Here is a 14210-nt window from a genome sequence, read left to right on the forward strand (position 1 = left end):
TTGTAGCGAACCTTAATTACTAGATGTATTTTTAACGAGCATTAGAACCAGGAATAATCAATAAATTGATTGATTGTGCGGCAAATTTACTATTGATTGCACCATTACTGATAGACAGATCCGCTTGTTTGACAATTGAACGGAGATTGGCAGGACTATAATTGTAATATTGAGCATTTTTCCCTGCTTTAAAACTACCAAGATTGATCTGGGCTGAGAGCGCAGTATTAGATTTATTCATAATCATGAGAGTGAGGACACCATCTTGACTGCGTTGGGCAGCATAGATGGCAAGCTGCTCCTGATCTGTACTAGTGGCGGAAATACTAGTATCACCAAATTTACTACCTTTGCCATCGTAGTTGCGGTACATCCGAAAGGCAAATGCTCCTGCTTGGTCGGCAGTTGGAGGTTCCCAAAGGGTTGCTAAACCTACATCCTCACGCCCAAAAATTCCTAGTACATCAGCTTGGGCTAAAGCTCCATTCATAGTGTCAAGCGCACCCCAATTGTACTCAGAAATTGCTAACTTTAAGCCAGGGTAATGTTGATTAACCCAATTACGCATACGCGGGATTAGTTGCACAGCAGTATTGCCTTTTTCAGTCTCCTTGATCCAGCTTTCATCAACATAGCTGTCATCCCATAGAGAACGGGTACTACGCAGCCGGAGTGCTTGGGTTGCACTATTGCCAACTGGTGAAAGTGCAACACCTTTTGCCTGTGGATAATAATGCAGGTCAAAATAATCAATAGTACGCTGGTCTGTTCGCTGATCATGGGCATAGAGTTGCTCCAGATACCAAGCCACAAATGCCTTACTATCATGCTTTTTGCGGTCAGCTTCAGCAGTAGTATCAGGATAATTAATATAGGATGAGTAGAAGTAGCGTGTCCAACCATCCTGTACAGGCCCTAAAATTTTCGCGCTTGGATCGGATTGCCGAATAGCAGCAGCATAATTAATATTGCGTTTGAGTAGTTCTTGATAGCTTAAATAGTTAGGAAAGACATCGCGGTGCGTTTCTCGCCAAAGACCTGGTTCATTATCGAGTCCATAAAAACGAACACCACCAGCTGAAGAGTTGCCAAACTTCCCAACTAGATGGGCTACCCAACGGCGCACAAAATCAGGTTGAATCGCAATGCTGGTATCGGTTGGGTTATTGCCAGTAATTGGGGAACCGTCAGAGCGAATGCCATTACCACAATCAGGATCGTATTGGTCGGTTGATTGTTGCTGACCATAGATACTGACTTTAAAGCCACAGTTGAAAGGATGATCTAGTGGGTTTGGGCCAGTTTTGGCTTTAGCAACCCAGCCGATGAGGGGAACAGTGATTAATGATTGAATCCCGGCTTTCTGGTTGCGTTGCACAAAGTGATCGCTGTTAGCAGACGGGATATTTTCATAATAGTAGTCTTTGCCTGTATTATAAAAACCATTCTCCCAGTTGTAGCGGGTTGTAGTATTGCCACCCCAACGACTAACTGATGGCTTGATTGCCTGATTGAGTGCGTTAAATTGGCGATCGCTCAGACCATAACCATTGATACCATAGATATATGGGCTAATACTATGCCTAGCTGCACTAGGATTAATACTAAGTCGCAGAACACTTGCAGCTAGTGCTGGATTAGAGCTACTAATACACAGCAGAATGCACAAAATAAACATCTTGCGAATATGCAGGATGTGGATTTTTGTGAACATAACAACTCCTAATGCGTATCTTGGTAAAAAAAGAAAAGATTGTAATTCAATAATCACACTTAACAGCAAATTTTGAGTTCTGAAGACGAAATTCTGAGTTCTAAGGTTGAAGAGTCAAGTTATGATTAGCGAGGTACAGGGAAGAACCCACCAATAGCTCGCCAGTTGTCGTTGATGCCAGACCAATCACTAACTCCTCCTGTCCACCAACTGGTATAGACTCGACCATCATTACCAACAACAAATAAGTCTAGTTGCTCAGGCTTTCTGGCTACAACACTGATAGGTGCGCCAACTGGGAAGAACCCACCAATAGCTCGCCAGTTGTCGTTGATGCCAGACCAATCACTAACTCCTCCTGTCCACCAACTGGTATAGACTCGACCATCATTACCAACAACAAATAAGTCTAGTTGCTCAGGCTTTCTGGCTACAACACTGATAGGTGCGCCAACTGGGAAGAACCCACCAATAGCTCGCCAGTTGTCGTTGATGCCAGACCAATCACTAACTCCTCCTGTCCACCAACTGGTATAGACTCGACCATCATTGCCAACAACAAATAAGTCTAGTTGCTCAGGCTTTCTGGCTACAACACTGATAGGTGCGCCAACTGGGAAGAACCCACCAATAGCTCGCCAGTTGTCGTTGATGCCAGACCAATCACTAACTCCTCCTGTCCACCAACTGGTATAGACTCGACCATCATTACCAACAACAAATAAGTCTAGTTGCTCAGGCTTTCTGGCTACAACACTGACAGGTGCGCCAACTGGGAAGAACCCACCAATAGCTCGCCAGTTGTCGTTGATGCCAGACCAATCACTAACTCCTCCTGTCCACCAACTGGTATAGACTCGACCATCATTGCCAACAACAAATAAGTCTAGTTGCTCAGGCTTTCTGGCTACAACACTGACAGGTGCGCCAACTGGGAAGAACCCACCAATAGCTCGCCAGTTGTCGTTAATGCCAGACCAATCACTAACTCCTCCTGTCCACCAACTGGTATAGACTCGACCATCATTGCCAACAACAAATAAGTCTAGTTGCTCAGGCTTTCTGGCTACAACACTAATAGGTGCGCCAACTGGGAAGAACCCACCAATAGCTCGCCAGTTGTCGTTGATGCCAGACCAATCACTAACTCCTCCTGTCCACCAACTGGTATAGACTCGACCATCATTGCCAACAACAAATAAGTCTAGTTGCTCAGGCTTTCTGGCTACAGTACCCAGTGGCGCATTCCTGACAATAGATCTTCTTCCATAAATGGACTGAATACCATCAATATCATCCTGTGCCAGGAAACGATGAAGGCTACCAGGTGGAAAAGTTGGAAACATTAGAGCATTGGTAATATTGGTATGATCTAAGCCAAGAGAATGACCAAATTCATGGGCTGCAATAGTGACTAGATCCCAGCCACCTGCTGGTACAGGAACATTTACCGTCCAAGTTTCAGCATCGTCAAAGTGTGCATCACCAGCAATATCACCTCCATTTGGTGGTGGATAATAGGCATGAGCTAGCACATTTCCAACTCCATCAAATGGATCACCATCTCCATGATCGCCAGTTACGAAGTTAATTAAAATATCTGCATTACCATTGCCAGTAACTTCTGTAAATGTTAATGGAGCTACTGCGCCCCAGAGATCAAATGCTTGGCGCACAGCATCACGGATTTCTGCCTGAGTGAGGTCAGCAGTAAAGTTTACAATTCTGTAAGTAATGTTAGTGTGATCCCACCGATTACCTTGAGCAACAAATCTACCCGAAACTGCTGTAGAGGGTCGGTCGGGAAAGCCACATCGTGGTTTTCGCATTTCAGCAACAGTTGCCTGATCAAGTTCACCTGTAACTGGCAATCCATGAAACTGTTGATAGCTACGCAAAGCTTCTTCTGTAGCCTTGTCAAAAGTGCCTATAGCTGCGTTAGGGACTGTTAAATCACGTACTGCTGCAAAACTACTATTTCTTGTTTCCTGAAGATAACCAAATCTTCGTAGAAAAACCTGTAGGTCAGTTACATCTTGCCCAGAAACTCCCATCCGAAGACCAATCGCAGATGGTGAATTGAATAACCTTTCTTGAGGCATGATTGTTTATATCCTTTTAATTTACGAATTATTTTTGTTTCCGATGTCAATTCATCTTTAATTGGAATTATGTACCGTAATAATACGGCTGTCTATACATAAAATATCAGGAGCTTCTATAGGATATTGAATCGGTCATGTCAAGTAAGCTAAAAGCCTTCACTATCAAGATTTTTGTCTTATTTCTCTTCTGATATAATATTTATATTTGACTGTATTCAGCTATTGATTTAACTAGGTGTTAGTGGGCGCATTTAAAAATGTCTGATATTTTACTGACTTTTTCTGACATTTTATGACTTTTTGATATAAAACTGGTTTTTTGTTTGAAAAATTCTCAGTTAAAAAACTGATTTTTTATGTATAGACAGCAATTGAATAAAGCCACATAATCTTAGCTAAAGGTTCAGTTTGCTATCAAACTCACAAATCCAGAGGAGATTTTATGCAAGTTAAAAAACTCAGTTTTGGATTATCAACAATTGCATATTTGTCAATAATTCCGCTTTCAGTTATAACGATATCTCAACCAACTTATGCTGATTCTTTCAATCGAAAGTCTCAATCCCTCACAAAAGAAAGCAATGCCTTTATTTCTACCAAGCTTTCTCAGACTTCCTTCACTATTGCACAAGCTAGAAGTTTAACTGGTGTTTGGAACTGTAATGATGGTGGAGTTTACTTTATTCGCCAAGTGGGAAACCAGATGTGGTGGTATGGTCAAAGTGGTGATGGTGGAGAAACTTGGTCAAATGTATTCCAAGGGACAATCAGAGGAGATGAAGTAACTGGCAGTTGGGCTGATGTTCCTAAAGGTGCGATTAGAGGATCTGGTGAGATGACGCTCAGGCTCTCAGGTAATCGTATAGAAAAAATCTCAGGTGGAGAGAATTTTGGTGGTAGTGTATGGAGTCGTTAGAGGATGGGTTGTCTAAACTAAAGCAAGCTAGCCTTTATAGGTTGGGTAGAATGCAGTGGAACCAAACATTGTCTTGTAGTTAATCTACCATCCTTAAACTTATCCAATCATTTTTCTTTTACCAGAATATTCATGTTGGGTAACAACGCGAAATAGAATTGTCTATTTGGGATCAAAAATTTCTCGTGCGTCTAACTCAACCTACACAATCAATTCAATAATTCAGTTTGAATAACTTAACGAGTCAAAGGAGTGCTAATATGCCATACGAGCGAAGAGTTACGGTGACTGCAAGTTTCGAGGGACAAGACTACGAAAACTTTGGAAGTAACGAATATCCACCACCATTTAACACAACAAGAACAGTGATTCTTACTGATGATATGCCACAGGGTTTGCTTAGTTTCCAAAATCGATGGGGAGGAGAGTGCCGTGCTGAGTTTAATACACTTGTTCAACGTCTGACTAATGGGGATGTACGTATATATGGCGATTTAAAGTTATTTGAAGGCACAAGCGAAGATACTAATGACTTAGACGGAATTACAGTAGTTGATTTCATTTGCCCTAAATCCTCCACATTGCCGTGGGAGGTTTACGTGAGAAACAATGATGAAAATGATGATGATTGGGCTAAGGTAAAGATGACAGTATCGAACTACCCCAATGTCATTGATGAGTAAGTAGATGTGGGATGCGTCAGTGCGAGGAAACTTAATTATCCCAAGAAATTCTTCATACTGACGCACACTAATAACCTATCGATTTGAAATCATGTATTTTTTGGTATTATATTACTTGACACCGATAAGTTTGTTGTCCCTCACCGTTATTCTATAAGTGTTCCTGAAAATATTGTCGATATAACTGACAGCGTGGTTCTAATTTATTGCCTACTTTATTAACCAATCCCATACTGTATAACTGATATGCTGTATTCGTTGCTATAAAAATTGGTTCTGTTGCTGTAACTACTTGCTTAAATGCCTCCGCTAGATGAGAGTTTTGCTGCAAACAATTCAAAATTCTGCGGAAATAGCTATCATAAATTCCGGCGTTTGTAGGAGCATTTTGTAAAAAATTATCAAGAGTGTTTTCTCCAAGTACGAGGTGATAAAGTGCCAATCTAATTAGATATGGATGTCCGCCAATTAAAGACATTAATTGCTCCACTTGGATATCATTGTAGTTAAGTCTGTGACGCTTGATTAAGTTTTTAACTTGTTCTAAGGTAAATTCTGGCAATGGCATCACTAAACCTACATTATCAAAGGGTGATCGATTTATATCTAATGAGCCATAATCTTCAGTAGAATGTACGACAATTAATCGTAACTTTTCCAAAATCTCTAAAGTTTTTGCTTCTTCATGCCAAGTACGTAACATAGCAAAAAAACCTTGAGAAATTTCAGGATATTTAAAAACTACATCGACATCATCTAATGCCAATACTAAATTATTGTTGATTTGGTCTAAAATATTATCTTCAAAGTATGCAGTGCAATTAACAATGCTATTTCTATATTCAGTCCAGGTTTCATTTAACAAACTAGGTAATCTTAATTTTTGACTAACACAATCACAAAACCAGCGTAAAAATTTATCTAAATTACTAAAATCAGCTGCTTCTAGTTGCCTAAAGCTTAAACGTACTATACTATATTCCTGCCGTTTTGAGTGAGCTATAATTCTATTAAGTAAGGATGTTTTACCCATTTTATGAGGGGCTTTAATCCGAATTAAAGAACCAGGTTGAAGGATTGTTGTATAACAAAGTCTTTCTTGTATTGGCGATCGCTCAATGTAAAATGGAGAATTAAGTGGCACTGGATCATCTGGGCATTCTAGCGCAAATTCATTTTCGATAGGAGAATTATCTGGATTTACTGACGATTTCCTGTCGTATAAACGTTTAACTGCTGCAAGAAAATTTGTTTTACTTACTTTTTCTTCTAATACTTCTGTAAGTAATCTCCACAGATTGGGGCCTATATTTTTCTGTAAATAATCTGCTGTATAACGATTATTAGTGGTGTTGGCAATTTCTTCATAAGTTAAACCTTGCCATGAACCTTCTAAAATGATTCTTTCTGCATCAGTTAAATTTCTAGTGGTTTTCTGATATACAGCAGTATCTAAAACTCTTATTCCTTCTTCAAAGTTTATCATTTATTCTAAGTGTGTGCATTTATTCTAATGATTTTGCGATCGCCGTAGTCATGTAACATCCATATATAGGAATCCGACTTGATTATTGAAATTACTTGTGTAGGTAAGAAAGAGGAAACAGGAAAAGAAGTAACAGAGGTGTACTAAGTTTTTTCAGAAATCAAATAGGATTTCTATATAACTATATAGATGTTAAAATGTTGATTAGTATATAAAATTCTAAGATACCCAGTTTTTTACTAGGTATGACTTTCAGAGAATAATTTCTTGATTGGCTTAAATTGCCGATAAATTGGCGAAAAAAGCCAGAACACAAAGCACCACATTCAGAATATCAGGAAATAGGCTATAGGCGATCACATTGCCTAAAAAGGCGTTTTTTTTGGAAAGCAGGATACTAATACCAATTCAAATCATGTTTGCGACAGATACCCCACCCCAACCATCTAACAGGTGTAGGTTTTTTACAGGGGTGTGAGTATTCATTCACTAGAACTGCCTTGAAAATAAAACGGTTGACAGTGGTTAGAACAATGGTGCAATGTTGAATCCTCTGTTAGCCACAATTTCAAACAGAAGAACAAAAGGTGTCACCACAGAACGGTGAAAGTAGTTTTTGTTTTAATTGGGTGTTGGAGAGAGTTGTTCCAATCGAGAACGTAGACGTTTGAGCAAATGCTGTTTTTGAGGCTGATTATGTGACTTTAGACAAAATCTGTCCAAGGCACAAGGCATAACTTGTCCGCTTTTTGTAACTTAAAGGATAAAGTCCTTTAAGTTACACTAAGTCGCCCAAAGCCTTTTAACTACGTCAGAAACTATTCGTCGAAAATAGGGTTTGAAATCATAACTTGAGCAAAGGTGCTGTTCTGTAACCAGAAACTGAGCAAACATACTCTCTCCGGATATCAAACAACCTGATTTCTCCTTTCAAGCCGTGAAAGCTAGACATAGCAATAGTTTAATACTAAAGATTATTTTCAATAACTTTACTGTAATGACAATTAAATATAAAAGAATAGAACTTTGAGATAGGCAGATAGTAAAGCGATCGCTCTATCCAAAAGGCTCAGATAAAGTAACAGAGCTACTCTCACGAATGGGTTCACTTTCTTCCCTTTGAGGTGCATAACTTGAGCAACCTGGTTTGAAAGCATAAAGCAAGCAAATTGCTCATCTTATGCTTACAGTGACAACAACACCAAACCCCGCCGCAACCCAAAATAAGATACCCATAACTTATATACATTTCAAGACTTTATTCTAAACGTACACCTTAACTTCTACTCCAGATGAGCGAACTGTTGACTTTCTACACGGCTTCTATACTTTTTTCTATACTCTGAATTTGCCAGATAATATAGTTTCTATACTATTTCTACACAAACGTATAGAAATAGTGTACATCTGAGGTCATAACTGGAGCTTGCAGTCGGTTGTGGATTCACGCCTAAGATAAAACTTGAACAACCCATTGTCGGCATACAGGTTGCAGTAAATAGTCAATCCACAGATGATGTGAATTTTTATGACTTTGATTCAACGAAAGTCAAAATGCTCTTAAAATCGCATCTTTAAGTGTTATGGGTATACCCTGCCATTCGAGCGTTCGCTTACTTTACAACTTGAAACTTAACTGAGTTAAAACCTGAAAATACAATCATAAATGCTGAAGTGAAATAAATCAGACATTAAAATCCCGGAAATCTATGGTAAATCCTCGTTTTTGGAGCGTAGCTGCTTTACTGGGACTGTTAATTGGGTGTTCACCAGTTCAATCTCAACTACCACCATCAACCGAACTTTCCCCATCAATAAGTGTGCATTTGCTTTTGGGAAATCCTAGCAGTGCAACGCCAACGAGTCTTACACCTGACAACTACTTAATGTCCAAGTATCAGTATGCCCTCTCTTACAATAACAGTAAGGGAACAGCTAACTGGGTCGCTTGGCAGCTTAACTCTTCATGGCTAGGAAACGCCGAGCGCCAAGATAACTTCCGTCCGGATCACACATTGCCGAATGGTTGGTTACGGGTAACTCCTTCTATGTATTCTGGCTCTGGTTATGACCGCGGTCACATCGCACCTTCAGCAGACCGCACTAAAACAACAGAGGATAATGCTGCTACGTTCCTGATGACAAATATGATGCCTCAGACCCCTGATAATAATAGAAATACATGGGGCAATTTAGAAGACTATTGTCGAGAACTCGTCAGTCAAGGTAAGGAGCTTTACATCATTGCAGGGCCTAGTGGTAGTCGAGATCAACCACTTAAAGGTAAGGTGGTTATTCCTCAATCAACTTGGAAGATTGTTGTCGTACTAGATAATCCTGGTTCTGGAATTAATGGTATTACTGCTAATACTCGTGTCATTGCAGTCAATATTCCCAATGAGCCAGAATTAAATAATGACTGGAGGGCTTATAAAGTCAGTGTTGATCAAATAGAACAACTTACTGGCTATGATTTTCTGTCCTTAGTTTCTCCAAATATTCAGGAAGTAATTGAAGGCAAAGTAGATAACAGTAACAAGTAAAGCAATCTAGTGGTCTGCATCATACACAGTCATTGTCTCACAGCAGGACATAAGATATGATTTGGGCGCTCGCTCGAATGGCAGGGTTTGTACTTCACTCATTTAATACTTAGTCAACTGGGTAATACAGCCCGTCTTTCTCATTAAACCGCCAAGAACGATGAATAAAGTCGCGGTCTTGTGTCCATCGTTCAAAATCTTTCTGGCTTGATGTTGCACGTTTTTCTTCGATGATAGATGCAGTAGTACCAAAACGCGAGGCTAATTGTTCTGCATTGCGGGGTTCAAGCTTGACTGGCGCACTCGTCTGATAAGAGTAGCCGCTTGATTTGTTACGTGATCTTGATGTATTGATACTATTTTGTATTTGTATCAATGCCCCTTCAAATCGTGAAAGTTTGTGAGCTAGTTCTTCGAGTTTACCTTCGAGATTAGTTAATCTTTTTTCTTGCTGATTGTTGGTACTTTCCTCTATACTTTCTTGAAAACTAAAAAACTCTTCTTCAAGTTTATACAAGCGAATTTCTACACTTTCTTCTGTACCCGGTACGTCTCCTAAAATATGGTGTAGCCCTTGGATAACCAAGTCTGTGGCGGTGGTTTTCCGTTCTCTTGCTGCTAGGCGAAGTGCCTCAGTTAAATTTTTGGGAAGTTTGAAGTTAATTGATTCGCGTTCAGTTCTTGGCATTTCTACACGCAGTATATACCTCGGTATAGACAAAGTTTACCACTTTAGCACGAGCTAATCTTGAGCAAGCCAAAGTGCTGTTAGTGGGAGATACAAAAACGTCTTGATATATATTGATGCCTTAATCGGAGCAAGTGTCTTGCCAATCACGCTCGTAACTTTGATTACACCTTTTCTTTCAGAAATCCGGGATAGCATTGCCGGTAGCGAAAAGCATCGCAACATAAATTAACAATCTTCTGTCTTGACGTATCCCTTGGGATAGGGCGAATCCGCGTCAAACAAAGATGTAGAATGGTAAATAAAATGTCCGGGAACAGAACTTTTCAGACATTTTTCTAAATGATGCGGAAGCCTATACTTTTATACCCCTCGTCATCCAAAACATTACTCCCAAGTTGATAATTTCCCACAAAAATACTGAGAATGGGTATTCTGACTCGATCATAAACAGCAAGCCCCCAGATGCCCGTTTTAGCTGTTCTAAAATTCCTAAATTAGTTTAGGACTTGAAAAAAAGTTTGATAGCTGTAACCAAAGCCACTTATGAAACCAGATGGAATCGGGGACAGGTGCGATCGCAGGCATTGCGGCCGTTAGAAGCAATCGCGGTACTTAGCTATATTGACTTAATTGTGTAATCGCGTATTTGTACCCCCCGCGTACTCACATTCATGAGATCGCATTACTCTAACTAAAAGATGTGGGAGCAGTTGATAGCTCGTTGTTGAGAAAAAGGCACAACGGCAACAGCCACGCTGACCATAATTTATGTAATAACTGGCCCCCTCCGGTTGCCCAACTCCTGGTCACTTCATCGAGAGAAGCAAAAATTTTTGTAGTATATTTAGCTACATAATTAAGGTAAAGGCATAACAGAAAAATTATCGTCCCAAAGTGGGACTAGGAGGACAAAAAGGGGGAGAATAGTTTTGATATCGAAAATTACCTTTTTCGCTAACAATGCTATGGATGATACTTCCTATCCCCATAAGCGTGCATTCAATACAGCAAGCGATGATGCTGGATTTAATGACGCGGTGGAGGTATTAAAAAAATCGTTTGAAGCTCCAATTGAGCGTTATTTTGCGTCAACTCCTGACGAGCAGGATGTCATTGCCTTGATGCTTGCCAATATCCGCGCCGCCAGCACGCGGCGCGAATACCAAAAAGATTTGCGGAAATTTTTCGTGGCGATGACAGGTGTTGAGCCAAATGTCGATAGCGTTTTGGAGTTTTTGCACCTGAACGAGAAGCGGGCGGTGGCGGTGGTATTGAAATATAGAGCAAAGCTCTTTGCTGCTGGTTTGAAGGAAGCAACGGTTAACCGTCGCTTGAGCAGCATTAAATCTTTGGTGAAGTTTGCCCGCAAGTTAGGTGTGTGCAGCTATTCGCTCGAAGATGTGGAGTTGGAGAAGGTGAAAGCCTACCGCGATACCACCGGGGTAGATGCCCAAACAATGAGTGCTGTTATCCAGATGATTGACCGCTCAACAGTTCCAGGAACAAGAGATTACGCGCTGTTGCGACTGTTGTGGGAAAATTTACTACGGCGTAATGAAGTTAGTCAATTAAATATTAAAGACTTCGAGCCACACTCTGGCAGATTGCGGATTTTGGGGAAAGGACAAGGCACGAACGATGAATGGGTGAAACTGTCCGCAGCAACAATCAATGCTATCTGTGATTGGTTGCAAGTTCGGAGTAATATCACCGTTTCTTCACCTCTATTTATCTCCCTTGACAATCGTAGCCGGGGGCATCGCCTTACTGGAGACGGCATCCGCAAAATTGTTGTCAATTATTTTGATGAAGCTGACGTGAAAAAACTCATGTCACCACACCGCATCCGCCATAGCAGCGTTACAACACTTTTGGAAGTAACTCAAGGGGATGTGAGGAAGACGCAAAAAGCCAGTCGTCATGTCAAGCTGGATGTATTAATCGTGTACGACGACAATCGCAAACAAGGTCAGGAAGAAATGACAAATTTATTGGCAGATTTGATTGGTGATTAAGCTTTGGAAGAGCCAATAAATTTAATAGCAAATTTAATCCAGGTCTAAGTTCCAAGGGCTTCAGCTTCATAATCATTAAGTTTAGCTATAAATGCTGCTTCATATCGACTAGAACTGAATTCCCACAACCATAAAAAATTGATTTCTTGTATGATTAGATTTTGACATCAAGTTAAAACTTAGTATGCTACTTAAGCTCTGGACTGCCTGCTGAGTTATCGAAGTAGTATTCTAGATTGTTTTTATGTATTTTCTCTCTTGCATTAATCAGATAAATATAGCTACAACCAAATAAATTATTATTTGATTGTATGGTGCAAGCTCCCGTTAAAACTGTTTTTAATCCACAGGGTAAAGAACACAACAATTCTGAGAATTCTATAGTTTCAGTAGCTCCGCAGTTGCCTTATTATGTAGAAGTTAGGACTGATTCTTTAATTACTTTTCTTTTACATATTTATAATTTTCCAGATAGAAAGCTAGTTCAAAAGTGGTTAGAGGCAAGACAACAAACAGGATTTTACTTTGAAATTACCCAACATTTACATCTAGCTTTTGCAGATCAGCGAGACGGAAAAAGTACAAAATATTGGTGGTTTATTTATTATGATGATGTTGAAAAGAAAAGAATAATCAGCAATATTAAAATCCAAGAGCATTTAGTTAAAACTAAAATTGAAAATAACGTAGTCAAAGAAAAACTTTTATGGAATGGATTAATATTTCGGTCTGAAGCAGAAATAAGGATAGCCAAAGCTCTATCTAGTTTAAATATTATGTTTTTTGCTAATGTAAATGGTTTTATGGGTTTAAACGGCTTACCTATTAGTAATCATGATAATAAACAGAGAGAAAAAGCCGAGGTAGATTTTTTAGTATTTCACAATCAAAAGTGCATGATTCTTGAAGTTGACGGAGTACATCACAATAATACATTTCATAGACAATGGGACTGTAAAAGAGATAGGGTATTTTTAAGACAAGGTATTTCTACTGTTAGATTTTCAGCAGAACAATGCTATGAAAACGCCTCAGCAGTTGTTAAAGAGTTTTTAGAGCTATTTAATTAATGACTTGTAGCCTTTAGACTTCAAAGCCCAAAACTATGAAAAGTAGCAGTAACCCAATTCTCAAACTCCAGCCAAGCATCTTCTTCTGATTTATACCACTCGCTTTTAAAAGAGTGATAGGTAGCACGGTACTCAGCTTCTTCGTTGACTACACGAGTTTCGATAATTGGTACAATCTGCGTTTCTTTCATATATTCTCTAAGAACATGACTAATTTAAATGCGATCGCCCTCAGCATTTTTTTCTAGCAGCATCAGATTTTAATCAATTATCTGCCTTCTCATTGACTTAATTTGCAGCATAACTTATATATAGCTTACCCCATGCGATCGCCTGTTCACCGATTACTTCTCCTTTGAGGAGAGTTTGATAAAACAAGGGTAGAGTTTGAGCTACCACTAATGACTACCACCAAGATTCATCTAGTTGTTGGCATTCATAACGTTACTCTGTTGGTATTCTATACAGAGGCCGATTGCTGGCAATTTCGGTTGATTAGTTCTGGTGGTGCAGTGAATGGTTACGCGCAAACTTTACTATACGCCCGAAGCTGCGGAGAAAGCAGGGCGTGAGTGGATTGGACAGGGTAATTAACGTTGCGTGTCTACTGCTCTAAGTCCACTCTTAGAGGTACTGCCCCTCCTTCCACTGTGTTATCAGCACAGTGCCTCACTTTTCGGCTTCAGGTGGAAGGCGGAAGATGGAGGAATCGTAGCTTGCTTCCCGTTCGCGGAGCGTTCCCGAAGGGTAGGGTACCCCTACAGTTACCTGTACCCTGGTTTTCAAAACCAGTTGCCGACCATTTAGCGGCATCTTCCTTAAAGGGGTATCTGAGGAGGCTTGAACTCCCTAATGACTGGTTCCACAAACCAGCGCCGCGACCGCTTTGGCTTCAGACACCATCAGTGGAATCAAGGGGATTTGAACCCCTAACCTCCTGTGTGCAAGACAGGCGCTCTAGCCAGTTAGAGCTATGACCCCATACAG

Annotated in this window: 11 protein-coding genes, 1 tRNA gene and 1 pseudogene; 6 read left to right on the top strand and 7 right to left on the bottom strand. The window is 40.1% G+C overall.

Annotation, left to right across the window (positions count from 1 at the left end):
* Positions 1-31: 31 nt before the first annotated feature.
* Together AC504W_RS28580 and AC504W_RS28585 are read right to left on the bottom strand one after the other, a co-directional pair.
* A complete protein-coding gene (locus AC504W_RS28580) occupies positions 32-1714 on the bottom strand; it encodes a glycoside hydrolase family 44 protein (protein WP_494879849.1) in 1683 nt (560 codons plus the stop codon).
* A 125-nt stretch (positions 1715-1839) separates the two neighbouring features.
* Entirely contained in the window at positions 1840-3816 is a 1977-nt protein-coding gene (locus AC504W_RS28585; protein WP_494879851.1) for a matrixin family metalloprotease, read from the bottom strand.
* A gap of 445 nt (positions 3817-4261) precedes the next feature.
* On the opposite strand from AC504W_RS28585, the gene AC504W_RS28590 reads away from it, so the two are divergent.
* Positions 4262-4735 carry a hypothetical protein gene (locus tag AC504W_RS28590; protein WP_494879852.1) on the top strand — a complete coding sequence of 158 codons (474 nt, stop codon included), beginning with the start codon at positions 4262-4264 and terminating at the stop codon, positions 4733-4735.
* Positions 4736-4995: 260 nt separating this feature from the next.
* The gene (locus AC504W_RS28595; protein WP_494879853.1) at positions 4996-5418 is read left to right on the top strand and encodes a hypothetical protein; all 423 of its coding nucleotides are present in this window, start codon (positions 4996-4998) and stop codon (positions 5416-5418) included.
* A 151-nt stretch (positions 5419-5569) separates the two neighbouring features.
* On the opposite strand, the gene AC504W_RS28600 is transcribed toward AC504W_RS28595, so the two are convergent.
* Positions 5570-6901 carry an AAA-like domain-containing protein gene (locus AC504W_RS28600; protein ID WP_494879924.1) on the bottom strand — a complete coding sequence of 444 codons (1332 nt, stop codon included), beginning with the start codon at positions 6899-6901 and terminating at the stop codon, positions 5570-5572.
* Positions 6902-8613: 1712 nt separating this feature from the next.
* Between AC504W_RS28600 and AC504W_RS28605 the strand changes: the two genes are divergently transcribed.
* Positions 8614-9447: a DNA/RNA non-specific endonuclease gene (locus AC504W_RS28605; protein ID WP_494879854.1), complete on the top strand. Its 834-nt coding sequence runs from the start codon at positions 8614-8616 to the stop codon at positions 9445-9447.
* Between the two features lie 109 nt (positions 9448-9556).
* Here AC504W_RS28605 and AC504W_RS28610 read toward each other — a convergent pair whose 3' ends face one another.
* Both AC504W_RS28610 and AC504W_RS28615 read right to left on the bottom strand, forming a co-directional pair.
* The gene (locus AC504W_RS28610) at positions 9557-10135 is read right to left on the bottom strand and encodes a hypothetical protein (protein ID WP_494879856.1); all 579 of its coding nucleotides are present in this window, start codon (positions 10133-10135) and stop codon (positions 9557-9559) included.
* Positions 10136-10490: 355 nt separating this feature from the next.
* Complete coding sequence (locus AC504W_RS28615) at positions 10491-10625, bottom strand: nuclease A inhibitor family protein (protein ID WP_494879925.1); 135 nt, start codon at positions 10623-10625, stop codon at positions 10491-10493.
* 442 nt (positions 10626-11067) lie between these two features.
* On the opposite strand from AC504W_RS28615, the gene AC504W_RS28620 reads away from it, so the two are divergent.
* Positions 11068-12153: a tyrosine-type recombinase/integrase gene (locus AC504W_RS28620; RefSeq protein WP_494879857.1), complete on the top strand. Its 1086-nt coding sequence runs from the start codon at positions 11068-11070 to the stop codon at positions 12151-12153.
* A 311-nt stretch (positions 12154-12464) separates the two neighbouring features.
* The gene (locus AC504W_RS28625) at positions 12465-13223 is read left to right on the top strand and encodes a DUF559 domain-containing protein (RefSeq protein WP_494879858.1); all 759 of its coding nucleotides are present in this window, start codon (positions 12465-12467) and stop codon (positions 13221-13223) included.
* 20 nt (positions 13224-13243) lie between these two features.
* Here AC504W_RS28625 and AC504W_RS28630 read toward each other — a convergent pair whose 3' ends face one another.
* On the bottom strand, positions 13244-13414 hold the full coding sequence (locus AC504W_RS28630; protein ID WP_494879859.1) for a hypothetical protein: 171 nt from the start codon (positions 13412-13414) through the stop codon (positions 13244-13246).
* A gap of 210 nt (positions 13415-13624) precedes the next feature.
* On the opposite strand from AC504W_RS28630, the pseudogene AC504W_RS28635 reads away from it, so the two are divergent.
* Positions 13625-13817 (top strand): annotated as a pseudogene (locus AC504W_RS28635) (hypothetical protein).
* Positions 13818-14129: 312 nt separating this feature from the next.
* On the opposite strand, the gene AC504W_RS28640 reads toward AC504W_RS28635, so the two are convergent.
* A tRNA-Ala gene (locus AC504W_RS28640) sits at positions 14130-14204 on the bottom strand.
* Between the last annotated feature and the right edge of the window lie 6 nt (positions 14205-14210).

The organism is Nostoc sp. C96, assembly GCF_059384975.1.